Origin of the sequence: Thermodesulfobacterium hydrogeniphilum (assembly GCF_000746255.1) — a bacterium.
Classification (GTDB): Bacteria; Desulfobacterota; Thermodesulfobacteria; order Thermodesulfobacteriales; family Thermodesulfobacteriaceae; genus Thermodesulfobacterium; species Thermodesulfobacterium hydrogeniphilum.
In genome coordinates this window covers 85,132-109,117 of sequence record NZ_JQKW01000010.1, presented here as the reverse complement: position 1 = coordinate 109,117, position 23,986 = coordinate 85,132, and the positions used below count along the sequence as shown (strand labels likewise).

The following is a 23,986-nucleotide window of genomic DNA, read 5'->3' as shown; positions in this document are numbered from 1 at the left end:
TTTAAATCATCTTTTCAGCAATAAATACTGTAAGATCTCCTAACATATTAGTATAGGATCCAAGCTCATTATCATACCATCCATAAACAACCACCTGTGTAACAGGTATTTCAACATGGGTGCAAACTTCTTTTCCTATCTCAGGTAAAACTTTGCAGATATCTACCTTTGCCAGAGCTGTTCTTGTATGTGTTTCTGCTCCTTCAATTATAGCTGCAGCTTTTGGATATCCTATTATATCAGAAGATACATTTTGTTCCATAGTAAAAATTAAATAGTCTTTATATTTTGTGCTTGCTGCTTCTTTATAAATATTATTTATAAGCTCACGGTTGATATGATTTTCTACACTTTCATCCTGAATATTTACTGTGAGAATAATTAAACTTCCTGTAGTCAAAGGCACTCTTACACTTTCTGCCATAAATCCTATTCTTTTCATTTCTGGAATAACAAGAGCTAAAGCCTCTGCAGCTCCTGTAGTGGTTAAAATAATATTATTAAACACACTTCTCATTCTTCTTAAATCCTTTTTTCCTTCCTTAGGAAGTCTATCCAAAACTACCTGAGAACTTGTAGCAGCATGAACTGTAACCATAGAAGCAGATAAAATTCTATCTGCTCCAAAGTAATCCAAAAGTGGTTTTACCATGTAAGATAAACAAGTAGTGGTGCAAGAAGCTGCTGAAATAATATTATGCTTATTAGGTTGATACACGTCTTCATTAATTCCATATACTACTGTAACTGCATCTTCCGGTATTCCCTTTTCTTTATCTTTTATTTTAAAGGGTGCAGAAACTATTACTTTTTCTGCTCCTGCTGTTAAATGACCTCTCACAGATCCTTTAGGATTATCTGGATCTATATTAGGATCCCTAAACTTCCCAGAACACTCTACAACCAATCTTACCCCCTCTTCTCTCCAATTAATCTCCTTAGGGTTTCTTGTTTTTCTTAAAAATTTAACTTTTATACCATCTACATACATAGTGCCTTCTTTTTCATTCAGATTTTCTATAACTCTTTTAGCTTTATGTCCGTAAAGATAAACAGGTAACCATCCATAGGTACTATCTTTTTCTATATAACTTGCTATATCTGAAAAAGAAGTTCCTACTTCTCTTCCTATATTTACTACTATTTCATCAAAATACTTTCTTGCTACATGATGCCAAAGAGTAAGTTTACCTATTCTTCCAAAACCATTAATACCTAATTTCATGGCTAACCTCCTTTTAATTTATTTTAACCAAAGCTTCTATTTTTCCTTTAAAAACTTGACCATTTGTTCCATTTAAAGTAATCCAATCACCTAATTTTAAAGTATATCCATTTATTTTTACTTCTTTTTTAATCTCATCTATGCTTAAATTCTCACACCCTACTACACATATTTTTCCAAGTCTTGAAGCAACAATAGCTGCATGAGAAGTTTGTCCTCCTCTGGCTGTTAAGATGCCATCTACTAAAGAAATCTCTTTAATGTTATCAGGCACGGTATCATATCTAAGTAAAATCAAAGGCTCTTTTCTTTCTTTAAATTTTAAAATATCTTCTAAAGTAAAAACTATTCTTCCAGAAATGAGTCCTCCACAAACTCCTATACCTTTTCCTATACACTCTAAGGTTTTTAATAACTTTTTGTTAAAAAATGGAATTTCTCTTTCCTCTCTTAAAATAATATCTCTTATTTGTAAAACATAAAGATCTTCAGCTTTTTCACTTTCAAAAGTAAATTCTATTTCCTGATGTCCCCAGCCTTTTTCGTAAACCAGATAATAAGCAAAATCTAAAAGCTTTTGATAAATTTCAGGAAAAGCCTCTTGTAAAGAAGGTCCTTCTCTTCCCTCTATTTTTCTCTGTTCTAAAGATATAGGATATGTATTTACAAGTCCTGAAACAATGTCTTCTCCTTGATTATATGGAGTATAATCACCCCAAAGAATAATCCTTGGAAATTTTCCTACAGGTGAAGTGGTTAAAGTAACTCCTGTACCTGAAGAAGGATTTTTATTTCCAAAAACCATTTGCTGAACTATTACTGCTGTTCCCCATTCCTCTGCTATCTGCATAATTTCTCTATAAGCCATAGACTTTTGGTTATACCAGGAATTCATAGTAAGTTCTATGCTTTTAAACAATTGTTCCCAAGGATCATCTATAACAGGAATACCCAACTTTTCTACAGATTTTCTATAAATAAGAGCTAATTCCTGCATCTGTTCTCCTGTAAATTCCTTTTTCTTTTTTACTTTGTATTTCCTTTTGTGTTCCCTCATTAAATTATTAAAAAAATCCCTTGAAACACCAAAAGCCATAGCCCAACTCTGAATAAATCTTCTATAAGTATCCCAGGCAAACCACAAATTTTTAGTTTGCTTAAATAAACCTTCTACTGTTTCTAAATTAATACCTACATTCAAAATAGAATTCATCATACCAGGCATGGAAATAGGAGCTCCACTCCTTACACTTAAAAGCAGAGGATTTTCTTTATCTCCATATCTTTTTTTGGTTAATTGCTCTAATAAACTGATATTTTCTTTTATTCGGTTTTCATAATCATTCCAAAGCTCTGAATACTTTGAAATAAGTTTATAACATCTAAATACCTCTGTAGTTAAAATAAAACCATAAGGAATTTTTATCTTAAAATCATTATTTTCTTTAGAAACAATTATTAAGTTGTAACCTTTGTTTCCTAAATACAAAAGATCTATAACTAAATTATTGGGATTTTGTATGAAAGAAATTGTTCTTCCTGGATCATAGCTCATTAACAAATTCAAATCTTTTTTATCAATTTTTTCAAAATAAGAAGTTAATATCTGGTATAATTTTCTTAAAAATCTATCCAAATATTTTAAAGCAAAAGCAGACTCAATAGCATCTTTTATAACCATTTCACTGATGCAAAAATAACTTTGTTCCTTATTTAATCCGTATAAACAATTTTTATATTTATCCTGTACTTCTTCCATATTAAGAACTTCAAATACTAAGGGAAAAACCTTTAGATAAGGATTTACATAATAAACTTTTACGATATGTTGAACTCCATCTATTAAACCTTTAAATATATCTAAATATTGAGTATAAGTTAAAGGATAACTCTTCAACGAGCTTTCAAGAAGATTTAAATAAAGATCAAATTTTTGGGAAAAAATTCCATCAATCTCTAAAGCTTTTTTAAATAGTTTTAATATTTTGAAAATTTTAAAAAAGAAAGCTCTGGTAATAAACTGCAAATCAAGGTCTTCTACCAGTTTTTCTAAAAGGCAATTAACTAAATATTCTAATCTAAAAGAAAGACCCAAGGCATCAAATTTTTTTTCTTTGTATCTTCCATACATAGAAGGTATATCCACAGCCACATGTCTTTTAAGCAAAATTTCTTCTACAGGAGTAAATTTTTGTTTAGAAAGAATTATCTCTTTTAGCTCATTCAGCCAATCTAAAATTATTTCTACTTTTTTGTAAATATCTAATTCTTTACTTTCCAAAATTTCTTTTATTTTCAAAACAAAAGGAAAATCCTTAGGAGAATATTGTGTAGTCAAAATATCTATATCTTTTAATACTCCAAAATACTTTTGATATTCTAAATGATATAATTTAATGAGTAAAACAAGTTTCTTTCTGTAATTTTTATCAAACTCTATACTTTCAACTTGTTCTTCAATAATTTTTACATCCTGATTTAAAATATCGTTGATATCTTTATAATTAAAAATATTGCATAATTGTTTTAACAAAGTTTGCATTTTTATATGATATTCTTTTTCTTCTTGAGTAATTCTATAAAATAATTCTTCAGGTAAATATTTCTTTATAAAATCTTCATTTAAAGTAAGCCAGTAATTTAATATATTTTTTATAAAATCTACTGCTAAACTTGAATTTTCTATATGAACGAATTTTCTTAAAAAGTAAATGAGCGAATCCTTTCTCTGAAATATCTCATCTATTTCTGTGGAAATATCTCTTATAAGTCCCTCAGCTCCTATTTCGTTATAGTAAATAGGTAAAATTTTACAGAATTGTTTAATAAGATTATAAACAGGCTTTATAGGAGAATTAAGCAAATTAGTAATATCTTTTTGAAAAAGATCAGTATCTTTTATAGAAACTCCGTATAACTTTAAATTTAATATTAAACCTGCTAATAAGCTACTACACCATTCTGGATTTGCTTTAAATATGTCTAACCAAACTTTTATATTTAGGAGATGATTAGGATTCTGTTTAATCCTCCAATTGGCATCTATTCCTTTTATCTGAGGAGGCTGAAAACCAAATTTTATGATTTCATTAATTAAAATTTCTATTAAATAAACATCTTTTTTATTTAAAACACATATTCCTATATTTTTGATACACTCCAAAGCTGTCCAAGGATACAAATGCAACTTTTCTTTTAATATCCTGAAAAATTTTATAATAAATTCATCTAAATTTTGAGAAGGTTTAGAATTAATTAAAAATATTAAATTATTGTTAACTTCTCTAATCAATTCTTCATGAATTAATCTTAAAATAGGTGTCTCTATTAGTTCAAATAAAAACTCAATTTTAATTTCATCTGAAATGTTTGGAGAATCAGAAGTATTGATAAAATAAATAAAATCTTTGAGTTTTTTCAATAAATCCAAATGATCTGGTAAAGTTAATAAATTTTGTAAATTTATTTTATCCTGATTTAGCAAATTTATTAATTTTTCAAAATAAGAAACATCAAATATTGATTTATCAATTTTTAAATAGAACAAATTTTTTGGCAAATTTTTAGCATATTTTTCCCCGAGTTTTTTCCAAAGATTATAAGTTAAAATGTAAGATCTCTTTAAAAGTTCTATATATATTCCCTTTAACTCCTGTGAAGGAGATAATTTTATTAATTTAAGAATTAGTTTCTTGAAAGAATAATAATTTTCTAAAAAGTTCAAAAAATATTCATCAGGAAGGCTTATGATAGCTTTAAGAACCTCTTTAAAAATAGGAATTATCTCATAAAAAGTATCAGGATCTAAAATATTTGCGGTTTTATCTAAAATTGAAAATATAGTTTCAGCAGTTTTTATATTTAGGTTTTTATCTTCTTCAAAAAATTTGAAAAGAATATCAAAAATAAGCCAATAACCTTGAGATTTATAAGGATGTTTAAAAAGTATAGAAAGATTTTTTAAAAAAAAACTTCTGAATTCTTCTAAAACTAAATAACTATTTTTGTAAGGATGAAAGGCTTCTTTTAAAAGTATTTTTATCTGTTTTTTTAAAGCTGGGTATTTAGAAAATATTTCCAGAAAAATATTATATTTAGGATCATAATGGACTTCTTTTACAAAAGTACAGGCTAAATTTGCTAATAAAGCCTTGGAGGTAAATTGTTCCATAAAATTTTTTTATATTTCTTTTTGTATCATATAGTTTAAAAGATCAAGCATTCTTACAGAATAACCCCACTCATTATCATACCAAGCTAAGAGTTTTATCAAATTTTTATCAATTACTTTAGTAGATAAACCATCTATTATAGCACTATGAGGATCTCCTATTAAATCAGAAGAAACCAAAGGTTCCTCTATATATCTAATATATCTATTTTGATTTTCTTTAAAAATTCTATTAATTTCTGTAGGAGTAGTTTCTCCTTTAATTAAAATATTTAAATCCACTAAGGAAACATTAGGAGTGGGAACTCTTATAGACATGCCATCTATTTTTCCTGCAAGCTCTGGTATAACTTTTCCTATAGCTTTAGCTGCTCCAGTAGAAGTAGGAATAATATTTTGGGCAGCAGCTCTTGCTCTTCTGAAATCCTTAGGATGAATCATATCTAACAATCTCTGATCATTTGTGTAAGAATGAACTGTTGTCATAAAACCTTTTTCTATTTCATAATACTTGATTAAAGTTGCCAAAATAGGTGCTAAGCAATTAGTTGTACAGGAGGCATTAGAAATAATAAAATGCTTAGTAGGATCATATTTTTCTTCATTTACTCCCATCACAATAGTTATATCTTCATTTTTGGCAGGCGCGGATATAATCACTCTTTTAGCTCCTGCTAAAATATGCTTACGAGCCAAATCTCCTTCTCTAAATCTCCCCGTAGATTCTATTACATAAACAATCCCTTCTTCTTTCCAGGGAATTTTTTCTGGATCAGGTTCTTTAAAGATTCTTATTTTCTTTTTATTAATAATAAGATAATCTCCCTGTATTTCTACCTCATAGGGTAATCTACCAAAAATAGTATCATATTTAAATAGGTGAGCCAACATCTCTGGAGAAGAAAGATCATTTATAGCTACTATTTCAATATTATTAAACTCTGGATACTTAAATCTTGCCCTCAAGATACATCTCCCGATTCTTCCAAATCCATTTATTCCAACTCTTATCATATCTATTTCCTCCTTATTACAGAGATTTTTGCATTATCACTGCATCTCCATTTTTATAATATCTTTTTCTAAAATATAAGTCCTGAAAACCGAATTTTCTATAGAATTTATAAGCTAAATTATTGGAATTATTAACCTCTAAAAAAATCTTTTTTATTCCTTCCTTTTGTTGTTCTTTCAAAAAGCTGTTCATTAAAAAAGTCCCCAAACCCTTTTTTTGGAATTCTTTTTTTACACCTATTCTAAGCAATTCAGTCTCTGGAAATATAATTCTAAAAATTAAATATCCTAAAATCTTGTCATTTTCTTTTAAAAGATAAATTTTGGAAAATAGATTTTTAAATTCCTGATAAATCTGCTTATAATTCCAAGCTTCTTCTAAAAAAAGTTCCCTTTCTATTTTAACAATTTCTTTTAAATCCTCCTCTTTAGCTTCTTTAATTCTTAACATCCTTTTCTATATCTCTATAAGTAACTACTATATCTATATCAGGATATTTCAATTGCAATTTTTCAGTTAAGAAATCTATAACAGCTGGAGATCTATGTCGTCCACCTGTGCAACCTATTCCAATGGTCAAACAATGTTTATCTTCTTTATAATAAAAAGGTATTAACCAATTTAGAAATTCTTCTAAATAATTTAATAATTGCGTTGTTTCGGAAAAACTTAATAAATACTTTTTTATTTCCTTATCCCTTCCGCTTAGAGTTTTTAATTCAGGTACAAAATAAGGATTTGGTAAGACTCTTACATCAAAAAGAAAATTAGCTTCATTGGGAATTCCATATTTGTAACCAAAGGCTATTAAATGTAATACCAATTTTTGTAAATTTCTATTTCTATAAAATTTAAAAATTTCATTTCTGAGTTGATGAATATTAAAATTAGAGGTATCTAAAAATAAAGTTGCCAATTCTTTTAAATCTGCCAAAAGTTTTTTTTCTTTTTCTATAGCTTCTTCTAAACTCCTTATCCCTTCTTTCATTAAAGGGTGTATCCTACGGGTTTGATTAAACCTTGTAATAAGGATGTCAGTTTTTGCATCCAGAAATATTATTTCATAATTATATCCTTTATTTTTGAGTTCTTGAAAAATCTTGGGATAATCTTTTAAAAAATATTTATCTCTTAAGTCCATTACCAAAGCTATATCTCTATTATCTAAGCTTTCTTTCACTTCTTTTAGAAATAGAGATAAAAGCCGAATCGGAAAATTATCAATAGCTAAATATCCCATATCTTCAAAAGCTTTTAAAGTAGTGCTTTTACCTGATCCAGAAATACCTGTAATAATAACTAAATTTATCATGGGAGTTAAGACATTTCAGGAATTACTATTATTGGTTTTTCTCCTTTTGAATATATTAAACAAATTTTGTCATAATCTATATTATAAAATAACATAAAAGGCTTTTTTTGATTTTTAGTAAACCATTCTATAGCCTCTTCTGTAGACATAGGAGTTACTTCTACATTTTGAATTTCATATTTTGGTTCTGGTTGACTAATAGAAATTTCAACTCCTCTTCCTTTTCTAAAATTTTTCTTTTTTTCTTTTAGTTTTTTTATTTGCTTTTCCAGAGTTTCATAAGCTAAATCTATAGCTTCATAAATATCTAAGGTTTCTTCCTTAGCTATAATTTGTTCACCATCACCAGTTATAAGAACTTCTACTATTTCTCTAAACTTTTCTCTTTTAAAAACAACTTGAACATTAACAGGGCCTTCAAAATACTTTTCAAATCTTTTAAATTTCTTTTCTGCATATTGTTTAATAGCTTCTGAAGAATCAAAGCCTTTAAAAGTAAAAGTAAATTCTAACATAAAATACCCTCCTAAAAATTTTAATTTTTGCTCTTTATATTTTAAACTTTAACAATTTTACCAAAATTTTCAATCTTATTTTCTTTTTACCACTTCGCAAGTGGTAAAAAATTACCACTTCGTAAGTGGTAATTTTTGGTTAAGAAGTTGATAATTCTTAAAGATGTGATTTAATTTTTAGAAGCTATGAAAAAAAATCAAAAACTACCTTCTCAAGATTTGTTAAACAAGAGTTTTTTAGCGGATCTTCATATTCATTCTAAGTATAGTCGGGCTTGTAGCAAATTAATGGAAATTCCTTTTATTGCCAAGATCGGAAAAATGAAAGGACTGGATTTAATAGGAACAGGGGATTTTACACATCCTTTATGGTATAAAGAATTAAAAGAATTTTTAGAATATGATCCTGATTCTGATTTGTTCATATATAAAGATCTACCAGAAGGTCCTAAGTTCATCCTGACCTCTGAAGTGTCTCTTATTTTTTCACAAAACAATAAATCTAACAGAAGAGTCCATATTCTAATCATAGCTCCCGATTTTGAAACAGTAGAAGAAATAAATTTATATTTGTCTAAATTAGGAAATCTTCTTATAGACGGAAGACCAACTTTTGGTATTTCCTGCGAAAAATTAACCTTAGATTTATTAAAAATTTCTGATAAAATTTTAATAATCCCAGCTCATGCATGGACCCCATGGTATGGAGTTTTTGGAGCTTTTTCAGGCTTTGATTCATTGGAAGAAGCTTTTAGAGATGCTACCCCATTCATATATGCTATAGAAACTGGATTATCCTCTGATCCTGAAATGAATTGGAGAATCTCTAAACTTGATCATATCACTCTTATATCTTGCTCAGATTCTCATTCTCCAGCTAAATTAGGACGAGAAGCTACAGCCTTTTTTTATCCTCTTACTTATGAAAATATCTATAATTCTATAAAAACTGGAAACTTGGCCTTTACTATAGAATTTTATCCTGAAGAAGGAAAATATCATTATGATGGACACAGACATTGCAAAGTATGCTTATCTCCTAAGGAAACAAGATCCTTAGGATATAAATGCCCTAAATGTGGTAAACCTTTAACTATAGGAGTTTCTCATAGAATAGAACTTTTTGCTGATAGAGAAGAAGGTTATATCCCTGAAAATAAGCCCTTATCAGTACATTTAGTACCTTTTATAGAAATTTTAGCTGAAGTTTATAATATTTCTAAAAATAGCAAAACCATAAACAAGCTTTATGAGCAATATATCTCCTTAGTAGGAACAGAATTTGAGATTCTGTTAAAATTAGATCTTAAAGATTTAGAAAAGACTTTTCCTGAAAAACTTTTAGAAGCAATTGAAAAGGTAAGAAAAGGTAACGTTTTTGTTAAACCTGGGTATGATGGAGAATATGGAGTAGTTAAAATATTTGAACCTTCAGAAAAGGAAATTTCTACAGGTCTTAAACAACAAAGTTTATTTTCTTTATAATTTTCTCAATTTCTACATTCTCTGTAAAAAAATTTTTATAAAAATACTTCAAAACAATTATTAAAATAAAGGGGGAAATATCCCCCTTTAAATAAATAATTTGTTTTTATATTATTTATGCTCAGTTTTTTCAGGAGCAGCTTTTTGTTCTTCAGCTTTTTTTTCAGGAGTAGCTTTAGCTGGAGCTTCTTTTTCAGGAGCAGTAACTTCCTTTTTGGGAGTCTCTGGAGCAGGAGCTTTTTCTTTCTTTTTACATCCAGCAGTTAATCCAATTAAACCAGCCAAAGCTAAACTTAACATGAAAGAAACTACTTTTTTCATGGCTTACCCTCCTTATATAAATTTAAATTTTCTTAAAAATATTAGTCCTTTTATTTTTTTGTCAAGGGTTTACTTAAGATTTCTTATAACATTTTAAAATCCTCTTTGGAAAACAAGGGTTTTATATAATCCAGATTTAAGGTATTTATAAACTTTCTTAACATCTATATTTAATTCCTTCAAAAGATTATCTGGGATTCTGTAATTAAAAACATCTACACCCCCTCCAATTCCTATCATATTAGCTAATATATTTGCTAATCCTGTAATACTTGCTATTTCATCTTGGATCATCAGATCAGGATCATGATGAGCTCTTATAGCAAAGCATATTGTTTTAGGAAATCTCCATCTTTCCAATAAATGGGCTCCTACTAATCCATGATCTACCCCCAAAACCAACCATTCTACTTGAATAAAATCCCATTGAGGATTTTCCATTATGATTTTACGAAAATCTTCAATTTCTAATTTAGTATATAAATCTAAAACAATTTTACCTATATCATGTAAAACTGAAGCCACATATACTGCTTCTATTTTTAAAGGCGATAAACCAAGATCAAAAGCTATTTCTTCAGCTATAAATCCACATGCAATAGAATGAAGCCAAATTTCCTCAGCTTTCATTCCATATCCTATTAAATCTTTTTCAAAATAATTTTTGGCTACAGATGCAATAATAATAAATTTAATTTGATTAATACCTAAAAACATAAAGGCTTTAAATAAAGAATCTATTTTTTGAGGTAAACCAAATGCAGGAGAATTCACCATTTTTAAAAAATTAGCAGTAATTCCTGGATCGCTTTTAATAATTTTTTCTAATTTTTTAAAATCTATATCTTCTTCTCTAAGAAGATATAAAGCTTGATAAGCTACCTTAGGAAAGGTAGGTATAGTATCAACTTTATCAAAAATTTTTTCTAAAATTTTATCATCTTTTTTCATAATATTTCTTCCTTACCATTTAAGTTAATTTTTATGCTTTTCTCTTTTAAATTTACCTCTGCATAAACTTGACAATTGAAATTTATTTTAAAAGTAACATTGTTTTCAAAAGCTATCTTCTTTTTTATTAAACTTTTAGCTACCTTTAAGTTTGTTTCAGGAAGTTCTAAATCTTTGGGATTGTTTTTATAAACACTTGCACCTACTACTACCACTTTTGCTATCTGAAAATCTGCTCCTGATTTTTCTAACTCTTCAAAAAACAGAGGTATTAAACTTTCTCCAGATAACACCAATTCTCCATCTTCTATTTCTATATCATGTTCTTTATAAGGAAGCACATAATAACATAAACCACCTATTTCATTAATTTTATCTAACACTCCAATAGCAACTCCACTTCCTAAAAATTCTGTTTTTAAAATTACCTCTTTTCCTTTTATTATTTGATAAAACCCCTTTGGAACCTTTATTACCATTTCTATCCTCTATTTTTTATTCCATAATTCTTAACCTTTTAGTAGGAGAAGTAACTACATCTAATTTATCTATCTCTTTTAAAGCTTTTATTACATTTTTTTCTTTAGTTTCATGGGTTAACATTACAATAGGAACAGAACCTTTTTGTTTCTGTCTTCCAATTTGAACCACAGAAGCTATACTAATATTATAATTTCCTAAAATTCCTGAAATTTTGGATAAAACTCCAGGTTTATCTATAGCTGAAAATCTGAAATAATATTGGAATTCTACTTCTTCCATTGGTTTTATTTTAATAATTTTCTTCCTCTCGGTCAAGGGATATTTAATAAAAGGTTCTTTTCTAAAATAAGAATATTCTATAGCAGATACTATATCACTCACTACAGCACTTGCAGTAGGTTCTTTCCCAGCACCTAAGCCATATAATAAAATGTCTCCCACAAAATCTCCTGTAATATATAAAGCATTATAATTAAGTCTAACTGAAGTCAAGACATGATTTTCTGGTATTAAAGTTGGATGCACCCTTATTTCAATTTGATTATTTTTCTTTTTAGCAAAGGCTAATAATTTTATTACATACCCGAAATCTTTTGCAAACTTTAAATCCATAAGATCTATATCCTCTATACCTTCTATATAAACTTTAGAAACATGAATAAATACACCAAAAGCTAAGGATGCTAAAATAGAAATCTTATGAGCTGAATCCATTCCATTAATATCAAGTGTTGGATCTGCTTCAGCGTATCCTTTCTTTTTAGCTTCTTTTAATGCTTCTTCAAAGCTTATATTATCCTCTAACATCTTTGTTAAAATATAATTAGTGGTTCCATTAATTATTCCTATTATAGATTGAATTTTATTTCCTATTAAAGCTTCTTTTAAAGTCTTAATGATAGGTATACCTCCTCCTACAGCTGCCTCAAATCCTAAAAATCTTTTATTTTTATATGCTTCTTTCCAGACTTCATCTCCATATTGAGCTAATATGGCTTTATTTGCTGTTATAACCTCTTTACCTTTTTTAAAAGCTTTTATAATAAAATCTTTAGCAGGTTGAATACCTCCTATTAGTTCACAAATGATACTTATTTCTGGATCATTTAAAATATCTTCTATGTTGGTAGTAAATAATTTAGAATTATTGATCTTTCTTTCTTTTTTTAAATCTTTTACTAAAATTTTCTTAACAACAGGTTTAATCCCTATCCTTTCTTTAATAAGATCTGCATTTTTTTGAAGTAATTCATAAACTCCAGAACCTACTGTTCCAAAACCAAGCAATCCTATCTTAACTTCTTCCATTTTATCCTCCCTGCTTTTACATTAAAGAGAAACTACAAATAGGACAGGATAATTCTATTTCTTTTGCTCCCCCAATAAAAATAACTTGATTAGGTTTAGAACCGTATCTGTAAATTGTAACACCTTTTAACTCTAATTCATAGGCTTTTAAATAAATTTTTTTAACATCTTCTACAGAAATATAAGAAGGTAAATTAATGGTTTTAGAAACTGCATTATGAGTATATTTTTGAAAAGCCTTTTGGATTAATAAATGTTGTTCTGGACTAATTTCATAAGTAGTAACAAAAATCTTTTTTATACTTTCTGGTAAATTAAGATTTTTTAATATTCCTTTTTCTTTAACCTTTTCTATTATGTTATCAATCTCTTTATCTGAATATCCCTCTTCTTTTAGTTTTTCTATAAATAAAGGATGAATTTCTTTTAAAACCGTATTGTCCAAGGTTTTTCTTTCATAATAAATACCAAAAAGTGGTTCTATACCAGAAGATACTCCTGCAATAAGTGAAATACTCCCAGTAGGAGCTATAGTAGTAGTGGTGGCATTTCTCATATAAGGACTCCCTGGTTTATCCCATATACTTCCAGGATAAGCTGGGAAATTACCTCTTTCTTTACCAAGTTCCTGGGAAGCTTTTACTGATTCTTTATTTATAAATTTCATAACATCTTCTGCTATTTCTAAAGCCTTTTTATCTGCATAAGAAATATTAAGTTTGATAAGCATATCAGCAAATCCCATTACTCCAAGCCCTATTTTACGGTTAAGTCTGGTTATTTTAGCTATTTGAGGTAAAGGAAATTTATTTATCTCTATTACATTATCCAAAAATCTTACTGCTAAATGTATCACTTCTTTTAATCTTTTCCAGTTAATTTGTCCGTTTTCTACAAAATTAGCTAAATTGATAGACCCCAAGTTACAGGACTCAAAAGGTAGCAAAGGTTGCTCTCCACAGGGATTGGTAGCCTCTATTTTTCCTATATGAAGAGTGGGATTGTATTTATTTATAGTATCAATAAATATTACTCCTGGATCCCCGCAAGCCCAAGCAGATTCTACAATTAAATCAAAAAGTTTTTCTGGATCCACATGTTTAACTATAGATTTATTGCGAGGATTTATTAAAGGAAATTTTTCTTTCTTTCTTAAAGCTTCCATAAATTTATCTGTTATAGCTACAGAAAGATTAAAATTGTTAAGTTGATTAGAATCTCTTTTTGCCAGTATAAATTCTTCTATATCAGGATGATCTACTCTTAAAATTCCCATATTAGCACCGCGTCTTTTGCCACCTTGTTTTATCGCTTCTGTAGCACTATCAAAAACTTTTATAAAGGATAACGGGCCACTTGCTACTCCTTGAGTGGAAGCAACTATATCTCCTTTAGGCCTTAAATTAGAAAAAGAAAAACCTGTCCCTCCTCCAGATTTATGAATCAAAGCAGCATATTTTAATGTTTCAAAAATAGAATCTAAGGAGTCCTCTATAGGTAAAACAAAACAAGCTGAAAGCTGACCTAAAGGACGACCTGCATTCATTAAAGTAGGAGAATTAGGCAAAAAATCAAAATTAGCCATTAATTCATAAAATTTTTCAGTATAATACTCTACCCTATCCTTTCTTTGCGAAAATCTCTTTTCAGCTTCTGCTACTGACCTTGCAACTCTTTCAAAGAGCTGCTCTGGTGTTTCAATAATTTCATTATTTTCATTTTTAACTAAATATCTTTGTTTTAAGATAACAAATCCAGATTCTTTCAAATTAATCTTTTTTTTCTTCTTCATCTTTTAATCCTAAATCAATAAGAATTAGTGTCTGATATTTAGGATCTGGTGGATCATCAAGATCTACAAGTTTAAATTCATTTTCAAATTTGTTAATTACAAAGTTTAAAAAAGAACTCATCAATTCTGGTTCATAATACCACTCTGATTTAACAAATTTTTCAAAATTTTCAAACAAAATCTTTTTAATATCTTCTTTCATAAAACACTTACCTTCTTTATTTTCTAACAATTCTTGTAAAACTTCTTTCCAGACATTCTTAGGTAAAGCTTTAAAAACAAACTCTTTTCTATAAATCCAGTTAGCAAGAGCTGTAAGTATTAAACTGCTCCAGGTAAGAAATTTAGCATCAAAATTTCTCCCAGGCTGATTTACTTCATTTATCCAAACTAAAGGAGAACCAAAAACCTTTGCAATTACAGGTGCTATATAATTAATTTCTTCTATATATCTTCTAACAGTATTTATCTCATTTATTCGTCTAAAAATGGTGTATTCTTCTGAAGTTCCTATTTTATGTGGCTGGAAAAGCTTTATTTTATTTATTTTATTTACCAAAATACCCTGCAAATAGCCCTTGTAAGGTTGATCCAAATATCTAAGGATAGCTGGATCAAAATCTTTACTCTTTATCATACGTAAAGCAAATCTTCTTAAATCTTTCAAAACTGTCTGTGCTACTCTAAAAATATCTTCTAAAAAATGCTCTTCTAAAAATTTCTTCGCTACCTCTAAATTTCCGGAAGAGAGATATTCTAAACCTATACTTAAAAAACCCCAGACTTTATCTAAGCTTTTTTTAACTTGTTCTATATCATCTATTACTATATTATCTACTATAATAACTTTATTAGCAACCCAAGCCAGTTCTTTTTTTAATCTATTTGTCTGATCAGGGTTATTAATAAGCTCTAAAACTTTAAAAATAAACAATTCTTCAGGACCACCATAAATCATAATATTTATAGAAGGCTGAACCTCTCCTTCTAAAGATAAATACTTTGAATCAATTTTTCTCAAACCTTTAGGATGAATAGGAGTATAAACATCTAAAGCTTCAAAATATTCTGGTATCCCTTCATCTGCTAATCTTCCATTTCTCCATCTATAAGCCCTTTCTTCTACTTCTGCTGGGATTTCCCAAATAATAGATTCCATTAAAGCAAAATAAATGTCTGGTAATTCTGATTTTATAATTTCTAACATTCTTCTAAAATAAAATTCCAGAGAGTCATTTTTAAAATCTACATAATAAAAATCATCCAAGGTATAAGGAGGTAAAAAATCTATAGCTTCAATGAGTTCTATATCATCAGGTCTTTTATAAACTCTCACAAATTTCTGAAAAATAGTAATTAAATAATCCCAATCTGCTATTCTTAACCATTCTAAAACTTTATCTTCCCCAGCTTCAAAAAGCAAAATTATCCAGGAGGCTACACGATCTGCTTTAATTCTATCCTTATACCAAGTATCTATATCAAAAAGAAACTGAATCTGAGTTCCTTTAGCATAAGAAAAAAGTTCTACTGCTAAATCAAGAGAAGAAGCTTTTAAAGTTAAAAATAATTCTTGAGGTGGCAAATTTTTTACCAAACCCTCTGGATAAGGAGAATTGATAATTAATTTAGCTTTTACCTCCCAAGGTGCATTTAATACAATATTATAGATCTCGTGAAACTTTAAAGGCGCTAAAACCTTTTCAACCTCCTGATCAGACATCCTTAAAAATGTGTCTAAATCAACCCCAGGTAAGATCTCCTTCCTTATAGAAAGCTCCTTCATAATGAATTACCTCCTCTTTGGTATTATCAAATCTAACTACAATAACATCAAATCTTATATCCTCTATTTTTCTTAACTTTTTTAAATTTTTAACCAAAAAATGCTCTGCTACTTTAAAAATTTTATTTTTTTTCTTAAAATCTACTTTTTCTTCTGCACTAAAATTAATTTTTTCTATTTCACTTTTTACTTCCACAAAAACTAAAGTTTTATTTTTAATTGCTATAATATCTATCTCTCCTGCCTTAGTTCTGTAATTTTTGGCTAAAATTTTAAATCCCTTTGATTTTAGATATTTTTCTGCAATATTTTCTGATTTTTGACCTTTTTCTTTAGAAGATAGTTTTTTAAAAAGATTTTTCAAGATCATTTAAAACATTTATAATATATTCTATGAATAGGACAAGGGCCAAATTTTTTAATAATTTCAAGATGAAATTTGGTAGCATAACCTTTATGACGCCAGAACTCATATTGGGGATAAAGTTCTGATATTTTTTCCATATATTTGTCCCTTGCTACTTTAGCTAAAATTGAAGCTGCAGAAATAGAGAGACAAAAGTTATCTCCATCTACAATAGCTTTTTGCAAATTTTTGTATCCAGAAATTATTTGAGGACCATCTATTAAAACCAATTGAGGTTTTATTTTTAAATTTTCTAAAGCCCTTTGCATGGCTTTAAAAGTGGCTTTAGAAATTCCTTTTTTATTGATCTCTTCTACTTCTGCATAAGCTATACTGTAATCTATAGCTACTTCTTGAATAAACTGAAAAAGCCTTTCTCTTTTTTTGGGAGATAAAAGTTTTGAATCTTTTATTTTTGAAGATTTGAAATCCGGAGGTAAAATAACTGCTGAAGCAAAGACAGGACCTGCAATAGCTCCTCTTCCTGCTTCATCTACTCCTGCAATTAAAACATAACCTTGAGAATAAAAAGTTTTCTCTAAATCTATTTTTTCTTTTATTTTAAATAAGTTAATTTCCAAAATTTTTAATAATTATTCCATAATTTTATCATTAAATCTTTCTTTAATACGAGCAGCTTTTCCAAAACGTTCTCTAAGATAATAAAGCCTTGCCCTTCTAACTCTTCCTCTTCTAACAATTTCTATCTTTTCAATACGAGGGGAATGGAAAGGAAAAGTTCTTTCTACTCCTACTCCAAAGGAAATTTTTCTTACTGTAAAAGTGGCATTAACCCCGGACCCTCTTCTTCTAATTACCACACCTTCAAAAATTTGAACTCTTTCTTTTTCTTCCCCTTCTTTTAATCTAAAATGGACTCTTATTGTATCTCCTGGATTAAATTTAGGAAGATCATCACGGAGATAACGTCTTTCAACTTCTTTTATTACAGGTAACATAAATATCCCTCCTTAAAATAAAACTATGCCTAATATAGCATAATTTAATAAAATTGCAAATAAAAAATTTTTTATTCTTTTATTCCAATTATTACCTTAGACCTTCCAGTAGGAGAGTGATCTTTTTTAATTTTTTTAAAATATTTAGCAAAAATTTCTAACTCTTTTTTAACAAATTGAAAGCCATCAGCAGACCCCATAGAAGCGAGTCTTATATAATACAATAATTTAATAAATTTATTTTTAGGAACTTCATGTTCCATCATCAAAAACTTTCCTTTAGGCTTAAGAATTCTTCTTATTTCTTCCAGAGCCTGAAATTTTTCCAGACCTTTTAATTCATAAAAGGCATGAGAACAAAGAACCACATCAAAAGTTTCACTTTTAAAAGGCATATTAGTTACTGAAGCAAGAATCCAGCCTATTCTTTTATCTTTTGCTTTAGCCTTTTCCAGCATTCCTTTGGAAAAATCCAAGCCATATACTTTACATTCAGAACACATCTGTTTAGCTTTTATAGCTACAGAACCAGTTCCTGTACATATATCAAGCACTTTAAATCCAGAGTTTATTTCTGCCTTTTTAATAAGAAATTCTCTTAAAGCTTCACTTTTATCCTGAGAATGCAGCTTTATAATCCAATCATAAAATTTAGAAAATATATCGTAATATTTCCTTCTCCATTTTCTCATAGTTAACCTCTCATTTAAAAATATAACAGTTTTGAATTAAGTCAAATTTTTATAAAACTTAGATCCTATGCTACCTCCATATTACCACTTCGTAAGTGGAATTTTTTGGTTTTATATATATTGTCAAAAATTTAAATTTGTGGTAGATTTCAAAAGAATTATTATTTTTAGGAGGTTTTTATGAGTAAAATTAAATTAACTGAAAATTTTTCACTTATAGTTCCTGATGATCCAGAAATTCCTTATATAGAAGGTGATGGAATAGGACCTGATATAATGAAAGCTACTCTCAAAGTTCTTAATGCAGCAGTAGATAAGGCTTATGGTGGAAAAAGAAAGATCATTTGGAAAGAGATTTTAGCAGGAGAAAAGGCTTATAAAGAAACAGGTAATTATTTACCAGAAGAAACTTTAAATACCATAAAAGAATGCGTTGTAGCTTTAAAAGGTCCTCTTACAACACCTGTTGGAGGAGGATTTAGAAGCTTAAATGTTACCTTAAGGCAGGTATTAGATCTTTATGCCTGTGTAAGACCTGTAAGATGGATTCCTGGAACACCGTCCCCTGTAAAACATCCTGAAAAGGTTAATATGGTGATTTTTAGAGAAAATACAGAAGATGTATATGCTGGTATAGAATATCCTGAAGGCTCTACTGAGGCTAAAAAACTTATAGAATTTATAAAAGAAAATTTTGGAAAGGAAATCAGAGAAGATTCTGGTATCGGAATAAAACCTATAAGTAAATTTGGAACTTATAGGCTTGTTAGAAAAGCTATAAAATATGCTTTGGAAAACGGTCTTCCCAGTGTTACTTTGGTTCATAAAGGTAATATTATGAAATACACCGAGGGTGCTTTTAGAAACTGGGGATATGAATTAGCAAAAGTTGAATTCCCAGATAAAACTGTAGCTGAAGCTGAAATATCTGAAAAATATCCCAATGGTGTTCCTGAAGGAATAGTGGTTATAAAAGATAGAATAGCAGATGCTATGTTTCAATGGGCTCTTTTAAGACCAGAGGAATATAGTGTGCTTGCAACTCCTAATTTAAATGGAGATTATTTGTCTGATGCTTTAGCAGCTCAAGTTGGTGGTCTTGGGATGGCTCCAGGAGCTAATATAGGAGACGGTTATGCTATATTTGAAGCAACTCATGGTTCTGCTCCTAAATATGCAGGTCTTGATAAGGTGAATCCTTCTTCTCTTATCTTATCCGGAAAAATGATGTTGGAATATATTGGCTGGAAAGAAGCTGCTGAACTTATATGGGAGGCTCTATCTAAAACAATTCAACAAAAAATTGTTACTTATGATCTTGCCAGAAATCTTGAAGGAGCTAAAGAAGTTAAATGCTCCGAGTTTGCAGAAGCTATAGTAGAAAATATTTATAAAAGTGAATAATATAATAAAATTAGAAGTAGATCAAGAACTTTGCATAGGTTGTGGATATTAAGAGCAAATAAAATTGTGAAAACTCCCATAGCAGTTTGTACTTCTTTAGAGTTTAACATTTTAGTAGATTTAGCCATATATCCATCCCTTTTTGTAATTTATTCATTTTACCACTTTTTTATTTTTACACACTTGGGTAGACACTGCTTTCAAATTTGGCTTTTATTGAAGCTATTAATATTTTTTGTAAAAAACAGATATAAAACTTATTGCTAAATGTATAGAAAATGAAAAAATTTTAAACATTGTAAACAATTAAATATTAAATACGGATAAAGTTTTTATTTAAGCAAACCTCTTACAGAAGAAGAAATAAAAAAATCTTTTTTCTTAATTTGCATTTTTTTTATCTCTTATTAAAATTAAAATTGCTTTTTCCAGAAATTAATTCTTACGGGAGGTTATGAAAGCAATGAAAAGATATGATTTTTCTGAGATAGAAACTAAATGGCAAAGACTTTGGGAAGAAAACAAAATTTTTCAGGTAAAAGCTGATCCTTCTAAACCTAAATATTATGTTTTAGAAATGTTTCCCTATCCTTCAGGACGCATTCATATGGGACATGTAAGAAATTATACTCTTGGAGATATTTTAGCTCGCATTAAAAGAATGAAAGGTTATAATGTTCTTCATCCTATGGGTTGGGATGCCTTTGGTCTTCCCGCAGAAAATGCTGCTTTAAAACATGGTATTCATCCTGCAAAATGGACTTATTCTAATATAGATTATATGAAAAAGCAACTTAAAAAGCTTGGTTTTAGTTATGACTGGAGCAGAGAAATAGCTACCTGTGATCCTGAATATTATAAACATGAACAAAGATTTTTTATAGAAATGTATGAAAAGGGGCTTGCTTATAGAAAAAAGACTTTAGTTAACTGGTGTCCAACTTGTCACACTGTACTTGCCAATGAACAAGTTGAAGACGGAAAATGCTGGAGATGTGGAACAGAGGTTACTTTTAAGGAAATGGATGGCTGGTTCTTGAAAATTACAGCTTATGCAGAAGAGCTTCTTGAAGATTTAAAAAAACTTGAAGGTCATTGGCCTGAAAAAGTAATTATCATGCAAAGAAACTGGATCGGGAAAAGCGAAGGTGCTGAAATAAAATTTTATATTTCTGATATAGAAGATAATCTTATTGTTTACACCACCCGTCCTGATACTCTTTACGGAGCTACTTTTGTCTGTATCTCACCAGAGCATCCTATAGCCAGAAAAATTGCAGAAAAAAAGGGTTTTTTAAATAAACTGCAAACTTTTATAGAAAAAGTTAGAAAAGAAAAAAGAGAGATAGAGGCAGGACTTGCTGAAAAAGAAGGTTTGTTTTTAGAAACCTATACTATACATCCTTTAACAGGAGAAAAACTTCCTCTTTTTGCTGCTAATTTTGTTCTTATGGAATATGGAACTGGTGCCATAATGTGTGTTCCCGCCCATGATCAAAGAGATTTTGAATTTGCTAAAAAATATGGTCTTCCTATAAAAGTAGTTATTAAACCCAAGGATAGAGATTTAAATCCTGAAGAGATGACAGAGGCTTATGAAGATCCTGGTATAATGGTAAATTCTGATATTTTTACAGGACTTGATAGTATAGAAGGTAAAGCTAAAATTACAGCTTATTTAGAAGAAAAAGGACTTGGTAAAAAGAAAATTACTTATAGACTTAGAGACTGGGGAATCTCCCGTCAAAGATACTGGGGTTGCCCTATTCCTATGATTTATTGTGAAAAGTGTGGTATTGTTCCGGAAAGGATTGAAAATCTTCCTGTAGTTTTACCATTAGATGCTCAGATTGATGCTTCAGGAAGATCACCACTTCCTAATCTTCCAGAATTTGTAAATACAACCTGTCCTAAATGTGGCTCTCCTGCTAAAAGAGAAACTGATACCTTTGATACTTTTATGGAATCTTCATGGTATTTTGCCAGGTTTACCTGTCCTGATTATACAGAACCTTTTAATAAAGAAGAGGTAGAATATTGGTTACCGGTAGATCAATATATCGGTGGTATAGAACATGCTATTTTACATCTTCTTTATGCCAGATTTTTTACCAAAGTTTTAAGAGATCTTGGATACTTTAAAATTGATGAACCTTTTACTAATCTATTAACTCAAGGAATGGTAATTAAAGAAACTTATAAATGCCCTGTGCATGGCTGGGTTTATCCTGAAGAGGTCTCACCAGAAGGTAAATGCCTTAAAGATGGGTGTGGAGAGCAAGTAATAATAGGTAAATCTGAAAAGATGTCCAAGAGTAAATGCAATGTAGTTGATCCTGATAAGATGATAGAAAAATACGGAGCAGACACTGTAAGGTTATTTATAGCCTTTGCAGCACCTCCCGAGAGAGATCTTGAATGGAGTGATCATGGAATAGAAGGAGCTTATAGATTTCTAAAAAGACTTTATAATTTAATAATAGATTATTCAGAAAATCTTAAAAAGATTTCCTATATTTCAGAAGATTTCAAAAATTTGCCAAATAATTTATTGAAATTACGCAGAAAATTACATCAAACAATAAAAAAAGTGGGAGAAGATTTTGAAAAAAGGCTCCATTTTAATACTGGCATTGCAGCTATAATGGAATTTTTGAATCTTCTACAGGATACTTTAAAAGAAGTTTCTTTAGAAAAGGAAATAGTTAAAAAGGTATTAAAAGAGTGTTTTGAAAAAATTCTTCTTATTCTTTCTCCTGTTTGTCCTCATATTGCAGAAGAATTATGGAAAGAACTTGGACATGATACCTTTATTTCTTTAGAAGCTTTTCCTGAGTATGATTCAGATCTTATTGAAGAAGATGTTTTTACACTTGTAATTCAGGTTAATGGAAAAGTAAGAGACCAAATGGAAGTATCTGTAGAAACTTCTAAAGAAGAAATTATTGAAATAGTCAAAGAACGTCCCAAAATAAAAAAATATTTGGAGGGAAAAATCATTAAAAATGTGGTATTTGTACCTAAGAAACTTATTAATTTTGTGGTTGCTTAGTTCATTTTTAATTTCTTGTGGATATAAATTTTACAAAAAACCAGCTTATTTTAAATCTGAATGGAAAACTATTTATATTCCTCCTTGGAAAAATTATACCTCTGAAACTAACTTAGGAGAAATATTAGCTTATGAACTTCGTCATAAAATTTCTCAAGGAAAGTTTTTAATCCCTGTTTATAATAAAAACCAGGCAGATCTGATTTTTAAAGGTGAAGTAAAAAGAATTTATTTACAACCAGTTTCTTATCAAAATTTTATTCAGACTAAAGAAAGAAAAATAAATTTCCAAGGAAGCTATCAATTAATAGAAAGAAAAACAGGAAAGATTATTTTGAAAGGAGCTATAAGTCGTTATGAAATTTATCGTGTTCCTTTAGAAACAGCAAATGTTCTTGATCCAGGAAGAGAGGAAGCTCTAAAAATGCTGGCAAAGGATGTCTCAGAACTTATTTTACAGGAAATTATGTTTAAGGATGTAGAAATAAAATAATCACCAGATTTTAAACCCTTCAAGTGTATCTTTTATATCCTTAGGTTCTAAATACCTGAGCCCTAATTTATCCGCCATATTCAAAACACCGCGATCTGCCGAAAGGACAATAGCATCAAGTTCCAGAGCAAGTAAAATTATTTCCAAATCTTCTTTACTATCTACTATTCCTTCTCTTAAAACCTCTCTATAGCGTCTTCTTAAAAATTTAAGAATTTCTTCCGGTTTTTTATAAGTCGAGGCTTTTACAGCTTCTTCAGCTACTCTTAAGCCTTTATTGATACGATTACGAAGCTCTTCTATAAATTCATACATCAAAAAAGCAGGAATATAAAGTTCATATTTTTTTGGAGATTTGATTTTTAAAATAGATCTTGCTTTGGGAGGAATTTTCAGGTTAGAAAGCATTCTTTTTAATTCATCAAAAACAGAGGTAGGAATATATACAGCTACCTCTCCTTCTAATTCTGCTACCATTAAAAGAAAATTAGTAAAAGCTTCTGAGGGGTTTTGCCCAAATTGAACATACACATCTGGATTAGTAAAAATACTTGTATCAGGAACAAAACGTTCTTTTTCCATAGATCAGATTATACTAAATTATGAAAAAAGAGCA

21 protein-coding genes are annotated in these 23,986 nt (G+C 29.1%); 4 read left to right on the top strand and 17 right to left on the bottom strand.

Annotated elements, in window-relative coordinates; all coding sequences use genetic code 11:
* Position 1: 1 nt before the first annotated feature.
* The 6 genes from CC87_RS06175 to hpf are packed head-to-tail and all read right to left on the bottom strand — an operon-like array spanning position 2 to position 8,238.
* A complete protein-coding gene (locus CC87_RS06175) occupies positions 2-1,225 on the bottom strand; it encodes a type I glyceraldehyde-3-phosphate dehydrogenase (RefSeq protein ID WP_038057252.1) in 1,224 nt (407 codons plus the stop codon).
* 13 nt (positions 1,226-1,238) lie between these two features.
* On the bottom strand, positions 1,239-5,396 hold the full coding sequence (locus tag CC87_RS06170) for a PEP/pyruvate-binding domain-containing protein (protein WP_038057251.1): 4,158 nt from the start codon (positions 5,394-5,396) through the stop codon (positions 1,239-1,241).
* A 9-nt stretch (positions 5,397-5,405) separates the two neighbouring features.
* Positions 5,406-6,410 carry a type I glyceraldehyde-3-phosphate dehydrogenase gene (gene gap / locus CC87_RS06165; RefSeq protein ID WP_038057249.1) on the bottom strand — a complete coding sequence of 335 codons (1,005 nt, stop codon included), beginning with the start codon at positions 6,408-6,410 and terminating at the stop codon, positions 5,406-5,408.
* Positions 6,411-6,426: 16 nt separating this feature from the next.
* The gene (gene rimI, locus CC87_RS06160) at positions 6,427-6,861 is read right to left on the bottom strand and encodes a ribosomal protein S18-alanine N-acetyltransferase (protein WP_038057248.1); all 435 of its coding nucleotides are present in this window, start codon (positions 6,859-6,861) and stop codon (positions 6,427-6,429) included.
* Positions 6,848-7,723, bottom strand: a complete 876-nt coding sequence (gene rapZ, locus CC87_RS06155; RefSeq protein WP_038057246.1) for an RNase adapter RapZ — start codon at positions 7,721-7,723, stop codon at positions 6,848-6,850. Before rapZ ends, rimI begins: the two co-directional genes overlap by 14 nt.
* A gap of 5 nt (positions 7,724-7,728) precedes the next feature.
* The gene (gene hpf, locus CC87_RS08705) at positions 7,729-8,238 is read right to left on the bottom strand and encodes a ribosome hibernation-promoting factor, HPF/YfiA family (RefSeq protein WP_051920660.1); all 510 of its coding nucleotides are present in this window, start codon (positions 8,236-8,238) and stop codon (positions 7,729-7,731) included.
* 186 nt (positions 8,239-8,424) lie between these two features.
* On the opposite strand from hpf, the gene CC87_RS06145 reads away from it, so the two are divergent.
* Positions 8,425-9,723: an endonuclease Q family protein gene (locus CC87_RS06145; RefSeq protein WP_051920658.1), complete on the top strand. Its 1,299-nt coding sequence runs from the start codon at positions 8,425-8,427 to the stop codon at positions 9,721-9,723.
* A 111-nt stretch (positions 9,724-9,834) separates the two neighbouring features.
* Here the strand turns inward: CC87_RS06145 and CC87_RS06140 are convergent, their stop codons facing one another.
* The 10 genes from CC87_RS06140 to CC87_RS06095 all read right to left on the bottom strand — a co-directional run bounded on the left by CC87_RS06140 (position 9,835) and on the right by CC87_RS06095 (position 18,421).
* On the bottom strand, positions 9,835-10,044 hold the full coding sequence (locus CC87_RS06140; protein WP_038057245.1) for a hypothetical protein: 210 nt from the start codon (positions 10,042-10,044) through the stop codon (positions 9,835-9,837).
* A gap of 93 nt (positions 10,045-10,137) precedes the next feature.
* A complete protein-coding gene (locus tag CC87_RS06135) occupies positions 10,138-10,995 on the bottom strand; it encodes an HDOD domain-containing protein (RefSeq protein ID WP_038057244.1) in 858 nt (285 codons plus the stop codon).
* A complete protein-coding gene (locus tag CC87_RS06130) occupies positions 10,992-11,474 on the bottom strand; it encodes a hypothetical protein (protein WP_038057242.1) in 483 nt (160 codons plus the stop codon). Before CC87_RS06130 ends, CC87_RS06135 begins: the two co-directional genes overlap by 4 nt.
* A 16-nt stretch (positions 11,475-11,490) precedes the next feature.
* Complete coding sequence (locus CC87_RS06125; protein ID WP_038057240.1) at positions 11,491-12,786, bottom strand: homoserine dehydrogenase; 1,296 nt, start codon at positions 12,784-12,786, stop codon at positions 11,491-11,493.
* A gap of 16 nt (positions 12,787-12,802) precedes the next feature.
* The gene (locus tag CC87_RS06120; RefSeq protein ID WP_038057238.1) at positions 12,803-14,578 is read right to left on the bottom strand and encodes an adenosylcobalamin-dependent ribonucleoside-diphosphate reductase; all 1,776 of its coding nucleotides are present in this window, start codon (positions 14,576-14,578) and stop codon (positions 12,803-12,805) included.
* Entirely contained in the window at positions 14,556-16,364 is a 1,809-nt protein-coding gene (locus CC87_RS06115) for a DUF6178 family protein (protein ID WP_038057235.1), read from the bottom strand. Before CC87_RS06115 ends, CC87_RS06120 begins: the two co-directional genes overlap by 23 nt.
* Positions 16,321-16,734 (bottom strand): YraN family protein, encoded by a 414-nt coding sequence (locus CC87_RS06110; protein ID WP_038057234.1) that lies wholly within the window; start codon positions 16,732-16,734, stop codon positions 16,321-16,323. The genes CC87_RS06115 and CC87_RS06110 overlap by 44 nt, the downstream gene beginning before the upstream one ends.
* Entirely contained in the window at positions 16,731-17,351 is a 621-nt protein-coding gene (locus CC87_RS06105) for a ribonuclease HII (RefSeq protein ID WP_051920656.1), read from the bottom strand. The genes CC87_RS06110 and CC87_RS06105 overlap by 4 nt, the downstream gene beginning before the upstream one ends.
* A 12-nt stretch (positions 17,352-17,363) precedes the next feature.
* Entirely contained in the window at positions 17,364-17,729 is a 366-nt protein-coding gene (gene rplS, locus CC87_RS06100) for a 50S ribosomal protein L19 (protein WP_038057230.1), read from the bottom strand.
* A 71-nt stretch (positions 17,730-17,800) separates the two neighbouring features.
* Positions 17,801-18,421 carry a class I SAM-dependent methyltransferase gene (locus CC87_RS06095; RefSeq protein ID WP_038057228.1) on the bottom strand — a complete coding sequence of 207 codons (621 nt, stop codon included), beginning with the start codon at positions 18,419-18,421 and terminating at the stop codon, positions 17,801-17,803.
* Positions 18,422-18,601: 180 nt separating this feature from the next.
* On the opposite strand from CC87_RS06095, the gene icd reads away from it, so the two are divergent.
* From icd to lptE, 3 genes are all read left to right on the top strand, one after another.
* Entirely contained in the window at positions 18,602-19,825 is a 1,224-nt protein-coding gene (gene icd / locus CC87_RS06090; protein WP_038057227.1) for an isocitrate dehydrogenase (NADP(+)), read from the top strand.
* Positions 19,826-20,288: 463 nt separating this feature from the next.
* On the top strand, positions 20,289-22,877 hold the full coding sequence (gene leuS / locus CC87_RS06085) for a leucine--tRNA ligase (protein ID WP_038057225.1): 2,589 nt from the start codon (positions 20,289-20,291) through the stop codon (positions 22,875-22,877).
* On the top strand, positions 22,870-23,370 hold the full coding sequence (gene lptE / locus CC87_RS06080) for an LPS assembly lipoprotein LptE (protein ID WP_169740272.1): 501 nt from the start codon (positions 22,870-22,872) through the stop codon (positions 23,368-23,370). The genes leuS and lptE overlap by 8 nt, the downstream gene beginning before the upstream one ends.
* On the opposite strand, the gene CC87_RS06075 is transcribed toward lptE, so the two are convergent.
* Positions 23,371-23,952 carry an RNA ligase partner protein gene (locus CC87_RS06075; protein ID WP_038057221.1) on the bottom strand — a complete coding sequence of 194 codons (582 nt, stop codon included), beginning with the start codon at positions 23,950-23,952 and terminating at the stop codon, positions 23,371-23,373.
* Positions 23,953-23,986: the final 34 nt, after the last annotated feature.

Excerpts from the sequence above, each read along its gene's own strand:
- rplS (WP_038057230.1), bottom strand. The coding sequence starts at position 17,729 with ATGTTACCTGTAATAAAAGAAGTTGAAAGACGTTATCTCCGTGATGAT.
- CC87_RS06145 (WP_051920658.1), top strand. The coding sequence starts at position 8,425 with ATGAAAAAAAATCAAAAACTACCTTCTCAAGATTTGTTAAACAAGAGT.
- CC87_RS06140 (WP_038057245.1), bottom strand. The coding sequence starts at position 10,044 with ATGAAAAAAGTAGTTTCTTTCATGTTAAGTTTAGCTTTGGCTGGTTTA.
- CC87_RS06115 (WP_038057235.1), bottom strand. The coding sequence starts at position 16,364 with ATGAAGGAGCTTTCTATAAGGAAGGAGATCTTACCTGGGGTTGATTTA.
- CC87_RS06120 (WP_038057238.1), bottom strand. The coding sequence starts at position 14,578 with ATGAAGAAGAAAAAAAAGATTAATTTGAAAGAATCTGGATTTGTTATC.
- CC87_RS06095 (WP_038057228.1), bottom strand. The coding sequence starts at position 18,421 with ATGAGAAAATGGAGAAGGAAATATTACGATATATTTTCTAAATTTTAT.
- rimI (WP_038057248.1), bottom strand. The coding sequence starts at position 6,861 with ATGTTAAGAATTAAAGAAGCTAAAGAGGAGGATTTAAAAGAAATTGTT.
- icd (WP_038057227.1), top strand. The coding sequence starts at position 18,602 with ATGAGTAAAATTAAATTAACTGAAAATTTTTCACTTATAGTTCCTGAT.
- CC87_RS06175 (WP_038057252.1), bottom strand. The coding sequence starts at position 1,225 with ATGAAATTAGGTATTAATGGTTTTGGAAGAATAGGTAAACTTACTCTT.
- CC87_RS06125 (WP_038057240.1), bottom strand. The coding sequence starts at position 12,786 with ATGGAAGAAGTTAAGATAGGATTGCTTGGTTTTGGAACAGTAGGTTCT.
- CC87_RS06110 (WP_038057234.1), bottom strand. The coding sequence starts at position 16,734 with ATGATCTTGAAAAATCTTTTTAAAAAACTATCTTCTAAAGAAAAAGGT.
- CC87_RS06075 (WP_038057221.1), bottom strand. The coding sequence starts at position 23,952 with ATGGAAAAAGAACGTTTTGTTCCTGATACAAGTATTTTTACTAATCCA.
- CC87_RS06130 (WP_038057242.1), bottom strand. The coding sequence starts at position 11,474 with ATGGTAATAAAGGTTCCAAAGGGGTTTTATCAAATAATAAAAGGAAAA.
- CC87_RS06135 (WP_038057244.1), bottom strand. The coding sequence starts at position 10,995 with ATGAAAAAAGATGATAAAATTTTAGAAAAAATTTTTGATAAAGTTGAT.
- rapZ (WP_038057246.1), bottom strand. The coding sequence starts at position 7,723 with ATGATAAATTTAGTTATTATTACAGGTATTTCTGGATCAGGTAAAAGC.
- gap (WP_038057249.1), bottom strand. The coding sequence starts at position 6,410 with ATGATAAGAGTTGGAATAAATGGATTTGGAAGAATCGGGAGATGTATC.
- CC87_RS06170 (WP_038057251.1), bottom strand. The coding sequence starts at position 5,396 with ATGGAACAATTTACCTCCAAGGCTTTATTAGCAAATTTAGCCTGTACT.
- hpf (WP_051920660.1), bottom strand. The coding sequence starts at position 8,238 with ATGTTAGAATTTACTTTTACTTTTAAAGGCTTTGATTCTTCAGAAGCT.
- leuS (WP_038057225.1), top strand. The coding sequence starts at position 20,289 with ATGAAAAGATATGATTTTTCTGAGATAGAAACTAAATGGCAAAGACTT.